Raw genomic sequence first — 16497 nt, 5'->3', positions numbered from 1 at the left:
CTTGAATACGCTTAGATGGGTATTACATTCTACAATGCTTGCTGTGATAGTATAAAAAAACCTTGCCGTTCTTTCAATTGGCAAAGTTTTATTTTAGTACTGTCACAATTACAGGCAGTTATAATCACAATGTACTTTGTGATGCCTCATGTAATATATTAAGCTTTTTCTCCAGATTTCCTAATAGATTTCGTCCCTCTTCTTCTGTAATTAATTCTAGGCGAACGGCAAAATCAATTTCTCTAGATAAGCCAAACATCTGTGTATCCAGTACGTCCTCATATACAGGACATTGTGGCATTGTTAAATTTTCTATCTGAACCTCGATTAAACGAAGTATCTTTTCAGCATCAGCTTTTAAAAGAGCGTGGGCTTTTTCACGGTGATTAATCGTTACATCAGGCATCAATATAATCCCCTCCGCATTTATCATTCTTGATATAATATTATCGCTACAAGCGCAAAAATGCAAATCTAATTTAAGTTCATTACTAAAATTACTCTGTTTACTTCTTTTATCCAATCTAAAATAGATGAAAGTAACTCCAATCTTTGCTATTGTTATAAAGTGAAAGAACATGCATTATTTTTTGATGAAGCGCGGTTTAAGCTTCATTGTACATACTGTAATTAATTTAGGAGGATAAAATAACATGATTGTAATGATTAAAGGAAATGTCGGATACCCTATCACGCTGGATCCTACTGTATGGATTTTTGATGATAGAAAAATTGAATTAGAAAAAGCTTTTATGGAAAGAGAAGAAATTAAAGGCAGTGAGTCAATTTTTCAGAAACCGCCTGTTAACAGAAGCATATCCAAAATGGAAGGAGAAGAATATTTAAAAAACAGTTATGTGATTCCATTACATGACTTTTTAAATAATGCTGAACCTAATGCTGATGCTAAAGAAGCGGAATTCATTAAAAGCAATGGAAATAATGAAAAAGTCTCTTTAGAAGATGCCAAAAACGGCTACTTACTTTTTTCAAGAAAAGGTAAGCCGTTGCGTGAAGATGGTCCTGTACATTTTTATTATAAAGATGGCTCCAACCAGGATAATCCAATTAAAGATATTAAGGAGATTCGTATAAATTAAATTATAGCTCTTCTTAATATGTAACATGTTAAAATTTCTGCCACAGAGAAATGTTTTGCTTACCTGTATTTTATACATTCTTTCTGCGGCAATAAAGCCCGCCTGCTTAATGCTGATAGTTCAAGCGATTTAGCAGGCGGGCTATTTGTATTATTCATCTTCTTCTGACAGCTGATGCATTTTATCCTTTTTCTCGTTATAATATTGTACTCCAAATTGGGATCCTTCTGAAACCATCTTTGCATTTTCCAGCTGGTCTAATTCTTCATCAGAAGACTCATCAGGTTTTCCGGCATTTTCAAAAACTCTCAGTGTACCCGCAGCTGATTTTATTTTTTTTCGTTTTTTTCTATCTGACAATAAAACTCCGGCTACTCCTGCTCCAACTGCTCCTAACGCTGATACAACATATCTTTTTTTCATATAATCACCCTTTCAAGAATTGAGGCATTCACTTTAGTTATATGATTCCCACTTTTCACCTTTTCAAACTTTGATTATTTAAATTGGTTTTAAAATTATGCTATACTAATAAAAGATATCGTTTTACTATTTTTGTCGAATTGGGGTGAAAAAATGCAGGTTAAATGCACCATATGTGATAAAGTAGAAGAAATAGAAAATGATTCGCCACATGCAAAAAGATTACGTAACCGCAGAAAAAATATTCATTTATGCACTCCATGCTATAAACGCATTGAAGAGAATACAAAAAAAAGACTCGCTACAGGTAAGTTTCGATTCTACCAGGAAACAAAGAAAGTAGATGACTACTTATAACCCGTCGTAAGCTTTTTATCAGCTAAAAAAGCAGAGATTCCAAAATGGATTCTCTGCTTTTATTAGTACGTGTTCAATGTGCCAGAAATTCGAGCTATAATCTGCGTGCTTTTATGAGTTACTTTCCTGCACGTCTTGCCGATTCTTTCTTTCACGATGTAATCGAAAACGATAGATTCCCAATACAAATATTATAATAATTAAGCATTCTACTGTAGGCATTCTCATTACTGTTGAGAAAATTGTTACGACGAATGTACCAATCATCAATAATACGTATACAATCATATTTTTTAAAACCGGAAGCTTCTTAGCAAAGCCCAACTGATAAGCTACTGCTGAGAGAATTAAATTAATTACGTAAAAAATCCAGAAAATATGCTCTGTTCCATTCATTTCAAGGATATACTCTAATACCATTATTCAAACGCCACCTTATCTTTACGCTCCCTTAATCATACTAAAAGTGCTTCCATATGACTAGAGAAAAATAAAAAATTATATGTCTGTTTTTTGAAGTTCTCGGCGCTATCCTTTATACTATTCTGTGGACAGATAATAAAGGCGGTTGAAAAATGAAGAAATTAGACATTCCAATGCTGTTGTTAGCAATTTTAGTTGTTCTGTTATTTATTTTAGTTGGACTGGCTATTGCTTTCCGAAGTGTTTGGGCTATCATTTTATGTATTATACTGGCATTTTCTACATTCGGATTTGCAATGTCCAACAAGAAAAAAAGGAAGGGATAATTATTTCCTTCCTTCCTTTATAAAATCTATAATAGGACGATGAATTGCCGGATTAGCCACTAAAGAGGATGACCTTTCCAAAGGATTCCAAGGATTTCCGTCAATATCTCCTGCAATACCGCCAACTTCTTCATTCAATATGATTCCTGCTGCTACATCCCACGGTGAAAGGCTTAAAGCAAGATAAGCATCTTGAATCCCTTCAGCAACATACGCCAATTCCAACGACGCAGATCCATGCGAACGTGTTCCTCGCACCTTGCGCACAAATTTTTGCATCACCGGGTAATCTACCAGTTTGTTCTCGCATAACCAGAAATGGTTCATGCCGACAATAGCTTCTTCCAGCTTTTTCTCCTTGTCCAGCGGAGCTAATTTTGTATTATTTTTAAAAGCGCCTTCTCCTCGTTTAACATGGTATAAAATATCTCCCATAACGTCATATATAAAGCCTATTTCCCCCACGCCATTATGTAAAATTCCGATCGATATGGCAAAGGTCCGCTTCTGATGAACGAAATTCATTGTTCCGTCTATCGGATCGATAATCCATATTGTTCCATCAACTTCTGTTAATGCGTCTCCATATCCTTCCTCACCAATAATATGATGTTCCGGATAATATTGATGAATATGATCTACGAAAAATTTCTCTGTCTGCTTATCAAGAACCGTTACTAAATCATTCGGATTCGATTTTGTTTCAATATCCAGCGGCTCATCCATATGCTCACGAATGAAGCTGCCTGCTTCATATATCCAATTCTTTGCTGTTTCATAAATTTCCTGTCTTTGTTGCTGATTCATTATACATCGCCTCCAAAAACTTCAAGTAAGCTTATTTTATCAAACTCCTGTCCATTAAACCAACCTTAAACTTTTTATCCTGAGTTTATATCAATAAATAACCCTAATACGCCTCTTCCTTATCAGGAAAGCTGCAATATATTAGGGTAAGATGCTATCCTATTAATCCATGAGAGCCATCCATTGTTCACTAAGCTGCTTTAATCTCTCTTTGGATTTAATTATTTGTACAGTATCCTCATCCTGCATAGCCTCGTACAATGTTGCCAATTCATAATCAATCTCTAATTTTATGACAGGGAGACGTTCTTCTGCTTCTTTTCGCCGGAGAGCTTCCATAACATATTTCATCCTATCACTCCTTAAACTGAAAACATATTGATTACTTTCGTTTCATGTATGTGCTATATATTATGTTTTACAAAATAAATTGTTCACCTAAAATAACAAAAACAATTTATTGTTATCTTTCTATTCCCTCTATTTAAAGAATTGAAACCTGCTTTGGGGGTCTTGCTTGACTTCTTTCTATAGATGAAGAATAATAATTTATAGAAGTTGAACTAATAAATGTAACAAAAACGTGTTACAAGCTAATCCTTGCACGTATTGTTTTATAACAATACTAGATTTGATCCATTCGTGTGAATTTTCCAATTCACACGCCTTTCAGCTCCGCTGAAAGGTAGCAGTATGATGAGATAAGCCGGAAATAAATGAATTTATTTCCGGCTTATCTCATCATACTGCGTAAATGGATCAAGAGCACATATCAGGCCAGTGAGAAATTATTTAGTTCAATTTATATATATCAAAAAAAGTACACAATTTTAAAGAAAGGGTGTCATTTGTGGAGTTACATCATTTTATAAAAGAAGATTTCCAAACATTTTTAATCGATGGCTTAGATGAGCGTATGGAAGCCATCCAGAATAGAATACAGCCAAAATTTCAGGTAATAGGTGAAGATCTCGTATCATTTTTATCAGAAAAGACCGGTCAAGAGCTTTATTTACATATTGCAAAGCACGCACGGAGAACCGTCAATCCGCCGAAGGATACCTGGTTAGCCATTGCAGATAACAAGAGAGGCTATAAAAAGCATCCTCATTTTCAGGTTGGGTTATTTGATGACCATTTATTTATTTGGCTCGCACTTATCTATGAATTACCAAACAAGCAAAAAATTGCACAGAACTATTTAAACAGTTTTAATGAAATAAAAAGCCTTCCAGAATCATTTGTTGTCTCACTGGATCATACGAAAAAAGATTCTATTTCTTTAGAAGAATTATCTCAAAAGGATTTAGAACGTTTCCGGGATGTAAAAAAAGCCGAGTTCTTAATTGGTAAACATCTTTCTTATGATGATCCTATTTTACAAAACGATAAGGAGCTGTTCGCTGCTATAACAGAAACATATGAACAGCTGCTTCCGCTTTATCAATTAGCAATAGACAGCAGAGACGCGTAAAAAACAGCCCCTAAACGTTAAATTTGTTTAGGGGCTGTTTTTATGCCATGGAAATGAAAGCTTCTTCCGACTCTCTTGCTTTTTTCACAACATGGTAGCTGGAATATCCGGAAGACCGTTTAAATTCCTCAAATAATTGCTTTTCTCTGCTTTTCGAAGGAACAATTTCCTTAAAGCGGCGATATAGATGAAGGAGGTCAGTACGCCTGACTTTTTTCTCGTATGCCTGTTCAATTAGAGAGAAAAAGTTTACTGCATCAATAATCTCCTGCGTTGACCATGTCTCATCCATCGGATATGCGTAATTCATGTTTACACCTCTTTACTCCATTTTCCTCGAATCTGATCCGCTTCATCTATTATGGAGCTTATTAAGTCTTTCACGCTTAAAATTTGATAAATACGACTGGCCCCTTGACCAGCCCATCCAAAACCTGATGATTCGTTACCTGAATGAATATATTTTTGATTTACCTCTCCACTAATATAATCCTTTAACTTCTCATAATTATTCCCGTACTTTTCTTCCAGCGATAGAATATTTTCTGTGAAAGGGCTCCGTAATGCTCTGGCCGGAGTTCCTAACGAACGTTTTATCACAACGGTATCTCCTTCATCTGCAGACAAAATCGCTTGTTTATAATTTATATGCGACTGTATTTCCTTTGTTGCAATAAACCTTGTTCCCATTTCAATTCCTTCTGCACCAAGAGCAAGCGCGGCCATGAAGCCTCTTCCATCAACAATACCGCCAGAAGCAATAACCGGGATTTCAAGCGCATCAACGACATGCGGTGTCAGAACAATGGTACCTGTATCACTTCTGCCCAGGTGCCCGCCGCCTTCTTGTCCGACGACCATCACTGCGTCTGCACCTAATTCCTGTGCTTTCTGAGCCTGTCTGGAGGACGCTACCAGGACAAGCGTTTTTATAGGGGAACTTTTTAGCATATCTAAAACGCCTGCCGGGTTTCCGCCGGTAATAGAAACAGCTGGAACTTGTTCATCGATAGCAACCTGCACCATATGTTCAAATGCTCTGCCATGCTGGCCAATTGCAAAATTGACACCAAACGGCCTGTCAGTCAGCTGCTTTACCTTATGAATTTCTTTTTGCAGACTTTCTGGATCCGGTAAACTCATCGCAGTAATTTGTCCAAGTCCCCCGGCATTACTGACTGCAGCAGCAAGATCAGCATAAGCCAAATAGGCCAATCCACCTTGAATAATTGGATATTTAATATTTAACAGCTTGGTAATCCTTGTTTGGTACACGGTTTTCCCCCCGCATTATTTTATTCTATTGTCTCAATTAAATTGGGATCAGCTATCTTATATCCCTGTTCTCTAAGGCCATCAATCACATCACCCAATGCTTCATTTGTCCATTCACGATCATGCATAAGAATATTTGCGCCAGAATGAAGCAATGATTGCTCCTCGCCTATTTCCGGTGCTTCTCCTGAAATCAATGCTTCTTTTAATTTATCCGCATCTTGATAAGGCTCAAAATAATCAAAGCCATACGTCCAATTCATTAAAACCATTCCTTCTTCTTTTACGACTTCACGTGAATGGTCTGAATTTGCCCCATGTGGTGCTCTAAAAAATTTTGGACGCTCTCCAATAATTTCTTCAATTTTATCGTTCAGATTAACAATTTCCTCTGTCTGTTCATCCTCAGGAATATCTGGAATAACAGGGTGGGAATATGTATGGTTACCGATTGGAAATCCCATTTCATGAATAGCTTTCAGCTTTTCTTGACCTTCTTCATCTTCAATAAAGTGTCCATTTACAAAGAATATAGCTTTTGCATCTTTTTCTTGCAATGTTTCAGCCATTTCTAAAGCATATTTATCAGGTGCATCATCAATAGTAAGAAGGATTACGTTCTCGTCATCATCCTCGTTAATAGGACGAATAGAAGCTGTTTCTTCATCTATATAGTATACTGGCTCCTGATCCTCTGCCTCCTTCTCTTCATTGCCCTCTTCATCTGCTTCTTCATTTGCAGCCTCTTCATCAGGGCTTTCACTTTCCCCGCTCTCTTGGTTATCCGCTGGTTCATCCTCCGGCTGCTCTGCGCTGCTTTCACCATTATCATTAGAACTGCAGGCTACGATCATACCCACCATTAGAATGAATACGACAACAAAACTGCTTTTTCGTAACATTTTATCAAAAACCTCCATAATCCATTATAAAATTCTGATTTTATTATAAGCCAGTTTCTTACAATGAGCAACCGATGCCTTTTTTATATGATAAGAAAAACCATGGAGCCAAAGGAATGTCGACGTCAGTACATCCTTGAACCAGTAAAGAGGCGGGCTTTACTGGGTTATTCTAATAGAATTTAGTGTGTTCGCTTTTTCTAATAGCAGATTAGTTATGGGAATAATGCTGCAGCTTGTCATTTAAGAACTTTTGAACATATTCCAAGACGAGGTCAATTAAATTTACAAATATACTAAAATAAATACATATATCTTTCGTTTATTTATACAAGTATTAAACCAAATGGTTGACAACAGGGTTGAAGTGTTGATAGTCTGTTATAAGTGTTTATGTTAAAGAAAGAGCAGTAAATCAGTACAAAACCATCCATAAATTTATACACAGAAAAGGTCTTTCTTCAAGCAGCTGATTATCTCAATCAGCCTCATTGCTTATTGGCTAAGCATCATTACAAAATCTATATCCATACTGCACTGCAGAAAAAGCGATGCAAATTAGATTTATGTTATGTTCTCTTGTGAAATTTTCACCCCCCATTTTCAGTTTCCGGATAATATTTTCTTCTCGGGGAAAAAATAAGGAATATAAACTAGCTGAACTTTTCAAACCAACAGTGATCAGACAGGATGAATAATGGAGTTTTTTCTTGTAATGAAGAAAATATTTATTCTGCTTAGCTGACATTACTTACTTAAAAATTATAAGGAGGTCATATTATTAAATTTAAGACAATTACGCCTGTTTTTTGGGTGTCTATATCATTGATACTTGTATTCCTTCTTTGGGGAGCATTTTTCCCTGCAAATGTAGAATATATCTTAGGAATCATTGATGGTTTTATTTCAAACACATTTGGCTGGTTTTATATGCTGGTTACAACAGGTTTTATACTGGTTGCACTCTTTCTCATCTTTGGACCTTATGGAAAAATTAAATTAGGTAAACCTGATGATAAGCCTGAATATAGTTATTTTACCTGGTTTGCATTTTTATTTACTGCCGGTATGGGAGTCGGCCTCGTGTTTTATGGTGTAACAGAACCCGTGACACATTATTATTCCCCTCCTTCTGCTGAACCGGAAACATTAGCAGCAGCAGAACAATCCATGCAGTACACTTTATTCCATTGGGGATTCCATCCATGGTCTGTTTACGCAGTACTTGCATTGGCGCTGGCTTATTTTAAATTCCGCCATCGTTCTCCTGCATTGATCAGCTCTGCTTTTGCACCGTTGATTGGGGACCGTACAAAAGGTGGACTGGGAATTGCGATTGATACATTAGCTGTTTTTGCTACTGTGTTTGGTATTGCAACTTCTCTCGGTCTTGGTGCGACACAAATTACAGCCGGGTTGAATTTTACATTTGAAGGTATTCCAAATAATTTTACAACGAATTTCATTGTTATTTTAATTATCACAGCTTTATTTATGCTTTCTGCAACAACCGGAATCAATAAAGGTATTCGTTATCTGAGCTGGACTAACGTAATTCTGGCTATTGGATTAATGGTGTTTGTTTTCATCCTTGGTTCTTCTACACAAATGATTGAAGCCTTTACGACAACATTAGGGAATTATATACAGAATCTTCCCAGTATGACCTTAGGAACCAATGCTTTTGAAGGAGACAGAGAATTCCTGAATGCCTGGACACTATTTTATTGGGCATGGTGGATTGGCTGGTCACCATTTGTCGGAACCTTTATTGCCAGAGTTTCCAGAGGAAGAACCATTCGCGAATTTGTTATTGGTGTAACTGCTGTACCTGTCGTATTCAGCGCCATCTGGTTCTCTATTTTTGGAGTTGCAGGATTAGAAATGGACGCCTCTCAAGGCGGCATGATTCATCAATTAATGAATGAACTGGGCAATGAAGTAGCTCTATTTGCTTTTCTTGAGTCCATGCCAATGGCTTCCATCGTTATCGGTATTGCAGTACTCTTAATCTCATGTTTCTTCATTACTTCTGCTGATTCTGGAACTTTTGTCCTTAGTATGCTTACCACAGGCGGCAAATTAAATCCCAACATGGGAATAAAAGTTGTCTGGGGTATCATTTTAGCTGCTATTGCTACTGTTCTACTATGGTCTGGCGGTTTAAACGCCCTGCAAATGGCCATGCTGATTACAGCATTTCCATTCGCTGTTTTAATGATTTTCATGTGCTACTCTTTATTAAAAGCACTGAAAAGTGAGCATAAAATTTTGACGTTGGAAGCAAGACAGCGCAGATATGATCCCGAATTCCGGGAAAAGCAGAAAAAAGAAATCCGGAAAATGAAAGAAGGATTTGAAAAAACACTACCTGACGTGGACGAAGAAAACAAAAACGAATTTTAATTTAAAAGCATTTTGTTTTGAAAAAGAGATACTATTCTCATTTCAGTTCATATAAAAAATTAATTTAAAAAGCTCTCCTTATGTATTTATTATCTATTACATTTAAGGAGAGCTTTTATTATTTATAATCCTTTCGACAACAAATACGTACTGTTTACAAAATCCCCTTTTCTTTACTTTTCTTTTAAAGTATTACACTTTACTACAATTGAATGTTACTCTAATATCATTTTCTTTACTATTTTATAACATCTGCAAATTCATAAAATATATTTGTTAAGCTATATATCGTATGAAAATAAAAGAAGCAGATACTTGTTTTATTTTCTGGAAGAGGTGGCATAGAATGAAGAAATTTGGTATCATTCTACTATTATTTGCGATCATCCCTATATTAAATAGTTGCCAATCGGAAGAGGACATACAAGTTATCGAATTTCAATTTACGGATTATCAGGTTATATATGTTCCTCCAGATGACGATAATGATAGCTATATGAATACATTTATTGATTTAAAGGCAAAGTATCCTGAAGAGCTTTCCAATCCTGAAAAACGTACAATGGATAATCAAGACCTACCATCAGATTATACTTTAAGTACAAATAGTTTTTACTTACTCAAAGACGAATCAGTTGTTTTTTCAGTTGAAAATGCAATGTCACGTGGACAAATCATGGATACCTTAGAGTCAATTGTAGATTCAAGCAATCAAATTATATATTAAAAAAGACATGCCCCGGAAAAATCCGCGGCATGTCTTTTTTTAAAATTACATTGTATGGATTGGTGTACCTAATCCTACTTCTGCAGCTTCCATTGTAATCTCACCTAATGTTGGATGAGCATGGATGGTTAATGCAATATCTTCTGCTGTCATACCAGCTTCAATAGCCAGTCCGATTTCAGAAATCATATCACTCGCATTTGGACCGGCAATCTGTCCGCCGATGATAAGACCATCTTCTTTGCGGGTAACTAATTTCACGAAGCCTTCTGACGTATTTAATGATAAGGCACGTCCATTTGCAGCAAATGGGAATTTCGCTGCTTTTACATCATAGCCTGCATCTTTCGCAGCTTGTTCAGATAGACCTACTGTTGCTAATTCAGGCTCAGTAAATGCTACTGCCGGAATGGCATTGTAGTCAATTGCTACTTTTTCACCGCTGATTGCTTCTGCTGCAATCTTAGCTTCATAAGATGCTTTGTGAGCAAGAGCCGGACCAGGAACAATATCACCGATTGCAAAGATGTTGCTTACAGAAGTTCTTCCCTGGTTATCAACTTTAACCAGACCTCTGTCATCTTTTTCAATGCCGACTTGTTCTAATCCTAATTCATCAGTGTTTGGACGGCGGCCTACTGTAACAAGCACGTAGTCTGCTTCAACTACTTCCTCTTTACCTTTTGCTTCATAAGTAACCTTTACACCGTCTTTTGTTTCTTCTGCACCTTTAGCCATTGCTTCCGTAACAATTTTAGCGCCTTTTTTATCCAAAGCTTTTTTAACGACCTGGGTCATTTGCTTTTCAAATCCGCCAAGAATATCTTTCGCGCCTTCTAAGAATGTCACCTCTGTGCCAAAGTTTGCATAAGCTGTACCAAGCTCTGTTCCAACATAACCAGAACCGATAACAACTAATTTCTCAGGAACTTCAGTAAGGTTCAATGCACCTGTAGAATCCAATACTCTTTCAGAGAATTTGAAAGAAGGAATTTCAATTGGTGAAGAACCAGTAGCAATAATACAATTGTTAAATTTATAAGTCTGAGAGTTTTTATCATCAGCAACTTTTACAGTATGCTCATCAACGAAATAAGCTTCTCCTTTAACAATGTCTACTTTATTCCCTTTCAATAAACCTTTAACACCAGAAGTAAGCTTGTTTACAACAGATCCCTTCCATTCTTGTACTTTAGAAAAGTCAAGATTTACTTTTTCTGTTGTAATACCTAAGTCTTCAGACCCTTTAGCGTTTTGATATTTGTGTCCTGCTTCGATAAGTGCTTTAGAAGGAATACATCCAACGTTTAAACAAACACCGCCCAATTCACCTTTGTCAACAATTGTAACCTTTTGTCCCAGCTGTGCTGCACGAATTGCTGCAACATAGCCTCCTGGACCAGCACCAACGACAAGTGTATCTACTTCTATCGGGAAATCTCCTACTACCATGACTTACGCCTCCATCATAATTAATTGTGGGTCATTCAATAAACGTTTGATTTGGTTCAATGCATTTTGAGCAGTTGCACCATCAACAATACGATGATCAAAGCTTAGGGATACAGCAAGAACTGGAGCCACTACGATTTCACCATCACGAACGACAGGTTTTTCTGCAATACGGCCAATTCCAAGAATAGCTGCTTCAGGGTAGTTTAATACTGGAGTAAACCATTGACCACCGGCTGAACCAATATTGGAAATCGTATTGGAAGCACCTTTCATTTCGTCTGGTTTTAGTTTACCATCTCTAGCTTTCACTGCCAATTCATTAATTTCACTGGAAATTTGGAAGATAGATTTTTTATCTGCATCCTTCACAACCGGAACTAAAAGTCCACGTTCTGTATCTGCAGCAATACCGATATTGTAGTAATGTTTTTGTACAATTTCTTCTGTTTCCTCATCAATGTATGAGTTGAAAATCGGGAATTTCTTCGTTGCAGAAACCAATGCTTTAACTACATAAGGTAAATAAGTCAGCTTAATTTCCTGTTCAGCAGCAACAGCTTTGAATTTCTTACGGTGTGCTACTAATTCTGTTACATCCACCTCGTCCATTAATGTTACGTGTGGAGCTTTCGATTTAGAGTTAACCATGGATTTTGCAATTGCTTTACGCATTGCAGTCATTTTCTCACGAGTTTCCGGATACTGACCTTGTGGAGCAGCTGCTGTATCTTCAGATGTTGCAGTTTCTTTCGCTTCTCCAGCTTCTGAAGAATCAGAAGAAGCTTTTGGCTGATCTCCACTTAAGAAGCTTTCCACATCTTCTTTTGTAATACGTCCATTTTTACCAGAGCCTTGTACATCTTTAATATTCACATCATTTTCACGTGCAAATTTACGGACTGAAGGCATTGCAATGACGCGCTTATCGTCAGAAGATTGATCTGCATCCTCTGATTTTTCTGCAGCACTGTCATCTGTTTTCTCTTCTTTAGATTCAGAAGAAGTATCTTCAGATTTTGTTTCTTCCTCTTCTTCATCGTCATATCCTTCAGCATCAAATGAAATCAACGTATCGCCTACAATTGCAACTTCACCTTCTGCTACGTGGATTTTAGTAACTTTTCCATCAACTTGGGATGGAATTTCAACGACAGATTTGTCATTTTGAATTTCACAAAGCACGTCATCTTCTTTTACTTCGTCGCCTTCTTTAACAAACCATTTAACAAGTTCGCCTTCGTGAATTCCTTCACCAATATCAGGTAATTTAAAATTAAATGCCATGAATTTGTCCTCCTAAAATTTAGAAATTAATTACTTCGTTTACTCTTTCAACAATGTCTTTATGATCAGGTAACCAAACTTCTTCTGCATCAGAGAATGCATAAACTGTGTCTGGTGCAGTAACACGAAGAATAGGAGCTTCTAAATGTAAAATTGCTCTTTCCTGGACTTCTGAAATAACTTGTCCAGCAATACCAGCCTGGCGTTGTGCTTCTTGAACAAATACAACACGATTTGTTTTCTTAACAGATTCTAAGATAGTTTCATAATCAACTGGAGAAACGGTACGTAAGTCAATTACTTCAGCAGAAATACCATCTTTTTCTAATTCTTCAGCCGCTTTTAATGAAGAATGAACCATTGCCCCATATGCAAGTAATGTTACGTCAGATCCTTCACGTTTTACATCAGCTTTTCCAATTTCAACTGTGTAAGCATCTTCTGGAACTTCGCCGCGGAAAGAACGGTATAATTTCATATGCTCTAAGAATACAACCGGATCATTATCACGAATTGCAGAGATTAGTAATCCTTTTGCTTCATATGGTGTAGAAGGAATAACTACTTTTACACCTGGTTGTTGAGCGATAAGTCCTTCTAAGGAATCCGCGTGTAATTCAGGCGTGTGAACTCCGCCGCCAAATGGAGCACGAACAGTAATCGGTGCATTATAATGACCGCCGGAACGGTAACGCAAACGGGCCATTTGGCCACTGATAGAATCCATTACCTCAAAAACGAAGCCGAAAAACTGGATTTCCGGAACCGGGCGGAATCCTTCCATTGCTAAACCGATGGCTAAACCGCCAATTCCTGATTCAGCAAGCGGTGTATCAAATACACGATCTTCGCCGAATTCATCTTGAAGACCTTCCGTAGCACGGAAAACTCCACCATTTTGTCCAACATCTTCACCAAATACAAGCACGTTTTCGTCATTTTTCAATTCTACGCGCATTGCATCAGTGATTGCTTGAATCATTGTCATTTGTGCCATGATTTATTTCGACTCCTTTGCTTCGTAGATTTCTTTTTGCTCCTGTAAGTGAGTTGGAAGCTCTTCGTACATATTATTAATTAAATCTGTCACTTTTTGTTTTGGTTGTTGTTCAGCTTGTTTAATTGCTTTTTTAATATCTTCTTTTGCCTCATCAATTACTTTGTTTTCATCTTCTTCAGTCCAAAGTTTTTTACCTTCCAGGTATTTACGGAAACGGACAAGCGGATCTTTTTTCTCCCACTCTTTATCCATGTCTTCTGTACGGTAACGGGTAGGATCATCACCAGACATTGTATGCGGTCCAAAACGATAAGTTAATGTTTCAATTAGTGTAGGACCTTCACCTGCGACCGCACGTTCACGGGCAAATTTTGTTGCAGCATAAACTGCTAAAACATCCATACCATCTACTTGAATTCCTTCAATTCCTGCAGCAACAGCTTTTTGAGCTAATGTTTTTGCGTTTGTTTGTTTTTCTACAGGAACAGAGATAGCAAAACGATTATTTTGCACAACAAAAATTGCAGGAGCTTTAAATGCGCCGGCATTATTTATTCCTTCATAAAAATCACCTTGAGAAGTACCACCGTCACCGGTATAAGTGATTGCTACATTTTTCTTGCCGCGTTTTTTCAGACCAAGAGCAACACCAGCTGTTTGAACATACTGCGCGCCAATAATAATCTGCGGACTTAACGCCCTTACTTCATCCGGGAACTGGTTCCCATGAAAATGTCCTTTAGAGAATAAGAAAGCCTGATATAACGGAAGTCCTTGCCAAATTAACTGTGGAACATCACGATACCCTGGTAAAATAAAGTCATCCTGCTCTAACGCAAACTGACTGCCTAACTGAGAAGCCTCCTGGCCTGCTGTTGGTGCGTAGAAGCCTAAACGTCCTTGGCGATTAAGTGCAATGGAACGCTGGTCAAGTATACGGGTATACACCATACGTCTCATTAACTCCTTCAATTCATCATCTGATAAATCAGGGAGATCATCTTTGTTTACAACTTTTCCATCTTCATCTAGAACTTGGAACATTTCGAATTGGTTTTCAATATTTTCAAGTACCTGTTTCAAAATGATTCACCTCTTCCTTTCTTATATCAAAATTAAGTATTCTTTATCTATTCTACCCTTAAACAATAAAAATTACATACTAAAGTCATTTACCCTGATACAGAATTTCTTAATCTGTGCCATTTTATCATTACTGTTCTAAAAGGACGAGCAATAGAAAGTAATACAATTTTTATCCTCTCTTATCTTAGCTCATTTTTTTATGATGGTCAATCACTTTGTTTCTTGATTTTCAATATATTTTGTAAGGACTTTCCTTCCTTCATCCTTCTTCGTTTAAACTGTATTACTTAACAAAAAAACTGTATTAGTTTTGTCTCGAAGTTTAACAAATTGCTTTTCAAAAATATTTTTTATAGAGCGTGTTCAAAAAGTCCCTAAGCGCTAGTATGTGGTCCCGATTCACCCGAATGGATCAAACCTGTTTTTTTTTGCAAATAATAAGAGCAAGAATCAACTTATATATCACTTTTTGAATATCCTCTTATAAAAATACCCGTCTGTATTACTATTTAATAAAAATAACACCCTATACCATTATTGCAACGGTATAGGGTGTCTTATCATTTTGCTTATTCATCTGTTTCGTCTTCATAGCTCACATTCAGGTCAGAAGCCTCATAAAATGCACGTTTTGCATCGTTGTATTCTGCTGTCAATTGATTAAATTCTTCGTTTAATGAAATAATTTTTTCGTAATTTTCATTTAGGGCTTCTAAATGAGCTGTTACTTCTTCCTGTTCAAGTTCTTCCAGCTGCAGCATTTCATATAGTTCTATTTCCTGCTCTACAGAAGTTTGATAAGTATCGTTCAAATCATAATATGCTGCGTAGCGGTTTGTCATAATCTCATACATTTCTTCCGCATCCTGCTTTACATTTTCATCCTCTAAATCTGTAATAATAGATTCAACCTGGACAAACTCTTCCTCTGATGCTTCTATACTTTCCCTTTCTTCACCCAGCTTCTCCTGTTTCTGATTAGAGAGCTCAACCGCTTCCTTTGACTTTTTCTGAATTTCATCAAATTGCTCCATATCTAAATCCACAATCTGATTAAATATTTCTTTCTCCTGCAGTTCAAGCTCGCCAATTTCTCCTTGAAGCGTTTCGTAATCTTCTTCCAAATTAATCGCTTCTTCCAAATGATCATGTATTTTTTCTTCAGAAGATTTACTACTGCATGCGGTAACTAACAGTAAAGATGAAATAATGATTGCAAACATATAAATCTTTTTTGACACAAAAAAACCTCCAATATGTATATTTCTTTTCTCTTTCTAATCGTTCATTTAAAATCTGATGCTTTTTAATCTATACATGAATAAAATTGTAACATACTCACTGCGAATCAGGGAAGAAAAGACGAAAAGCTTTTACATCTTCTTCTCCTATTTTATAATATGAAATAACCTTCATTCAAATATGTGTTACTATAAGCAACAGACTTGTCTA

At 36.7% G+C, this 16497-nt stretch carries 19 protein-coding genes; 6 read left to right on the top strand and 13 right to left on the bottom strand.

Annotated features, from left to right (window positions below; translation table 11 throughout):
* Window positions 1-124 precede the first annotated feature (124 nt).
* Window positions 125-406 carry an Fpa/YlaN family protein gene (locus BN1068_RS01360; RefSeq protein WP_077601049.1) on the bottom strand — a complete coding sequence of 94 codons (282 nt, stop codon included), beginning with the start codon at window positions 404-406 and terminating at the stop codon, window positions 125-127.
* A 247-nt stretch (window positions 407-653) separates the two neighbouring features.
* Between BN1068_RS01360 and BN1068_RS01355 the strand changes: the two genes are divergently transcribed.
* Window positions 654-1100 carry a hypothetical protein gene (locus BN1068_RS01355; protein ID WP_077601048.1) on the top strand — a complete coding sequence of 149 codons (447 nt, stop codon included), beginning with the start codon at window positions 654-656 and terminating at the stop codon, window positions 1098-1100.
* 150 nt (window positions 1101-1250) lie between these two features.
* Here BN1068_RS01355 and BN1068_RS01350 read toward each other — a convergent pair whose 3' ends face one another.
* Window positions 1251-1523 carry a hypothetical protein gene (locus tag BN1068_RS01350; protein WP_077601047.1) on the bottom strand — a complete coding sequence of 91 codons (273 nt, stop codon included), beginning with the start codon at window positions 1521-1523 and terminating at the stop codon, window positions 1251-1253.
* Window positions 1524-1676: 153 nt separating this feature from the next.
* Between BN1068_RS01350 and BN1068_RS01345 the strand changes: the two genes are divergently transcribed.
* Complete coding sequence (locus BN1068_RS01345; protein WP_077601046.1) at window positions 1677-1880, top strand: YlaI family protein; 204 nt, start codon at window positions 1677-1679, stop codon at window positions 1878-1880.
* 111 nt (window positions 1881-1991) lie between these two features.
* On the opposite strand, the gene BN1068_RS01340 is transcribed toward BN1068_RS01345, so the two are convergent.
* The gene (locus BN1068_RS01340) at window positions 1992-2300 is read right to left on the bottom strand and encodes a YlaH-like family protein (RefSeq protein ID WP_077601045.1); all 309 of its coding nucleotides are present in this window, start codon (window positions 2298-2300) and stop codon (window positions 1992-1994) included.
* A 155-nt stretch (window positions 2301-2455) separates the two neighbouring features.
* Between BN1068_RS01340 and BN1068_RS23500 the strand changes: the two genes are divergently transcribed.
* Window positions 2456-2629 (top strand): DUF5325 family protein, encoded by a 174-nt coding sequence (locus tag BN1068_RS23500; protein WP_175637037.1) that lies wholly within the window; start codon window positions 2456-2458, stop codon window positions 2627-2629.
* Here the strand turns inward: BN1068_RS23500 and BN1068_RS01335 are convergent, their stop codons facing one another.
* Together BN1068_RS01335 and BN1068_RS01330 are read right to left on the bottom strand one after the other, a co-directional pair.
* On the bottom strand, window positions 2630-3436 hold the full coding sequence (locus BN1068_RS01335) for an inositol monophosphatase family protein (protein WP_077601044.1): 807 nt from the start codon (window positions 3434-3436) through the stop codon (window positions 2630-2632).
* A 162-nt stretch (window positions 3437-3598) separates the two neighbouring features.
* Window positions 3599-3787, bottom strand: a complete 189-nt coding sequence (locus BN1068_RS01330) for a hypothetical protein (protein ID WP_077601043.1) — start codon at window positions 3785-3787, stop codon at window positions 3599-3601.
* A gap of 499 nt (window positions 3788-4286) precedes the next feature.
* On the opposite strand from BN1068_RS01330, the gene BN1068_RS01325 reads away from it, so the two are divergent.
* Window positions 4287-4910, top strand: coding sequence for a YktB family protein (locus BN1068_RS01325; RefSeq protein WP_077601042.1), 624 nt, complete (start codon window positions 4287-4289; stop codon window positions 4908-4910).
* A gap of 40 nt (window positions 4911-4950) precedes the next feature.
* On the opposite strand, the gene BN1068_RS01320 is transcribed toward BN1068_RS01325, so the two are convergent.
* The 3 genes from BN1068_RS01320 to BN1068_RS01310 are packed head-to-tail and all read right to left on the bottom strand — an operon-like array spanning window position 4951 to window position 7087.
* Window positions 4951-5220, bottom strand: coding sequence for a UPF0223 family protein (locus tag BN1068_RS01320; protein WP_077601041.1), 270 nt, complete (start codon window positions 5218-5220; stop codon window positions 4951-4953).
* Between the two features lie 2 nt (window positions 5221-5222).
* Window positions 5223-6185: an NAD(P)H-dependent flavin oxidoreductase gene (locus tag BN1068_RS01315; RefSeq protein WP_077601040.1), complete on the bottom strand. Its 963-nt coding sequence runs from the start codon at window positions 6183-6185 to the stop codon at window positions 5223-5225.
* A gap of 20 nt (window positions 6186-6205) precedes the next feature.
* Window positions 6206-7087, bottom strand: a complete 882-nt coding sequence (locus BN1068_RS01310) for a polysaccharide deacetylase family protein (protein ID WP_077601039.1) — start codon at window positions 7085-7087, stop codon at window positions 6206-6208.
* Window positions 7088-7864: 777 nt separating this feature from the next.
* Between BN1068_RS01310 and BN1068_RS01305 the strand changes: the two genes are divergently transcribed.
* A complete protein-coding gene (locus BN1068_RS01305) occupies window positions 7865-9493 on the top strand; it encodes a BCCT family transporter (protein ID WP_439822969.1) in 1629 nt (542 codons plus the stop codon).
* Between the two features lie 346 nt (window positions 9494-9839).
* A complete protein-coding gene (locus BN1068_RS01300; protein WP_077601038.1) occupies window positions 9840-10220 on the top strand; it encodes a hypothetical protein in 381 nt (126 codons plus the stop codon).
* Window positions 10221-10265: 45 nt separating this feature from the next.
* Here BN1068_RS01300 and lpdA read toward each other — a convergent pair whose 3' ends face one another.
* From lpdA to BN1068_RS01275, 5 genes are all read right to left on the bottom strand, one after another.
* Window positions 10266-11672 (bottom strand): dihydrolipoyl dehydrogenase, encoded by a 1407-nt coding sequence (lpdA, locus tag BN1068_RS01295; RefSeq protein WP_077601037.1) that lies wholly within the window; start codon window positions 11670-11672, stop codon window positions 10266-10268.
* Between the two features lie 3 nt (window positions 11673-11675).
* Complete coding sequence (locus BN1068_RS01290; RefSeq protein WP_077601036.1) at window positions 11676-12959, bottom strand: dihydrolipoamide acetyltransferase family protein; 1284 nt, start codon at window positions 12957-12959, stop codon at window positions 11676-11678.
* 19 nt (window positions 12960-12978) lie between these two features.
* Window positions 12979-13956 carry an alpha-ketoacid dehydrogenase subunit beta gene (locus BN1068_RS01285; RefSeq protein ID WP_077601035.1) on the bottom strand — a complete coding sequence of 326 codons (978 nt, stop codon included), beginning with the start codon at window positions 13954-13956 and terminating at the stop codon, window positions 12979-12981.
* Window positions 13957-13959: 3 nt separating this feature from the next.
* Window positions 13960-15042: a pyruvate dehydrogenase (acetyl-transferring) E1 component subunit alpha gene (gene pdhA, locus BN1068_RS01280; RefSeq protein ID WP_077601034.1), complete on the bottom strand. Its 1083-nt coding sequence runs from the start codon at window positions 15040-15042 to the stop codon at window positions 13960-13962.
* A 572-nt stretch (window positions 15043-15614) separates the two neighbouring features.
* Window positions 15615-16286, bottom strand: a complete 672-nt coding sequence (locus BN1068_RS01275; protein ID WP_254846681.1) for a YkyA family protein — start codon at window positions 16284-16286, stop codon at window positions 15615-15617.
* Between the last annotated feature and the right edge of the window lie 211 nt (window positions 16287-16497).

It is taken from the genome of Oceanobacillus sojae, from assembly GCF_900162665.1.
Classification (GTDB): Bacteria; Bacillota; Bacilli; order Bacillales; family Amphibacillaceae; genus Oceanobacillus; species Oceanobacillus sojae_A.
Note: the sequence above shows the minus strand (reverse complement) of the source record. Positions and strands in the feature narration are given on the sequence as shown.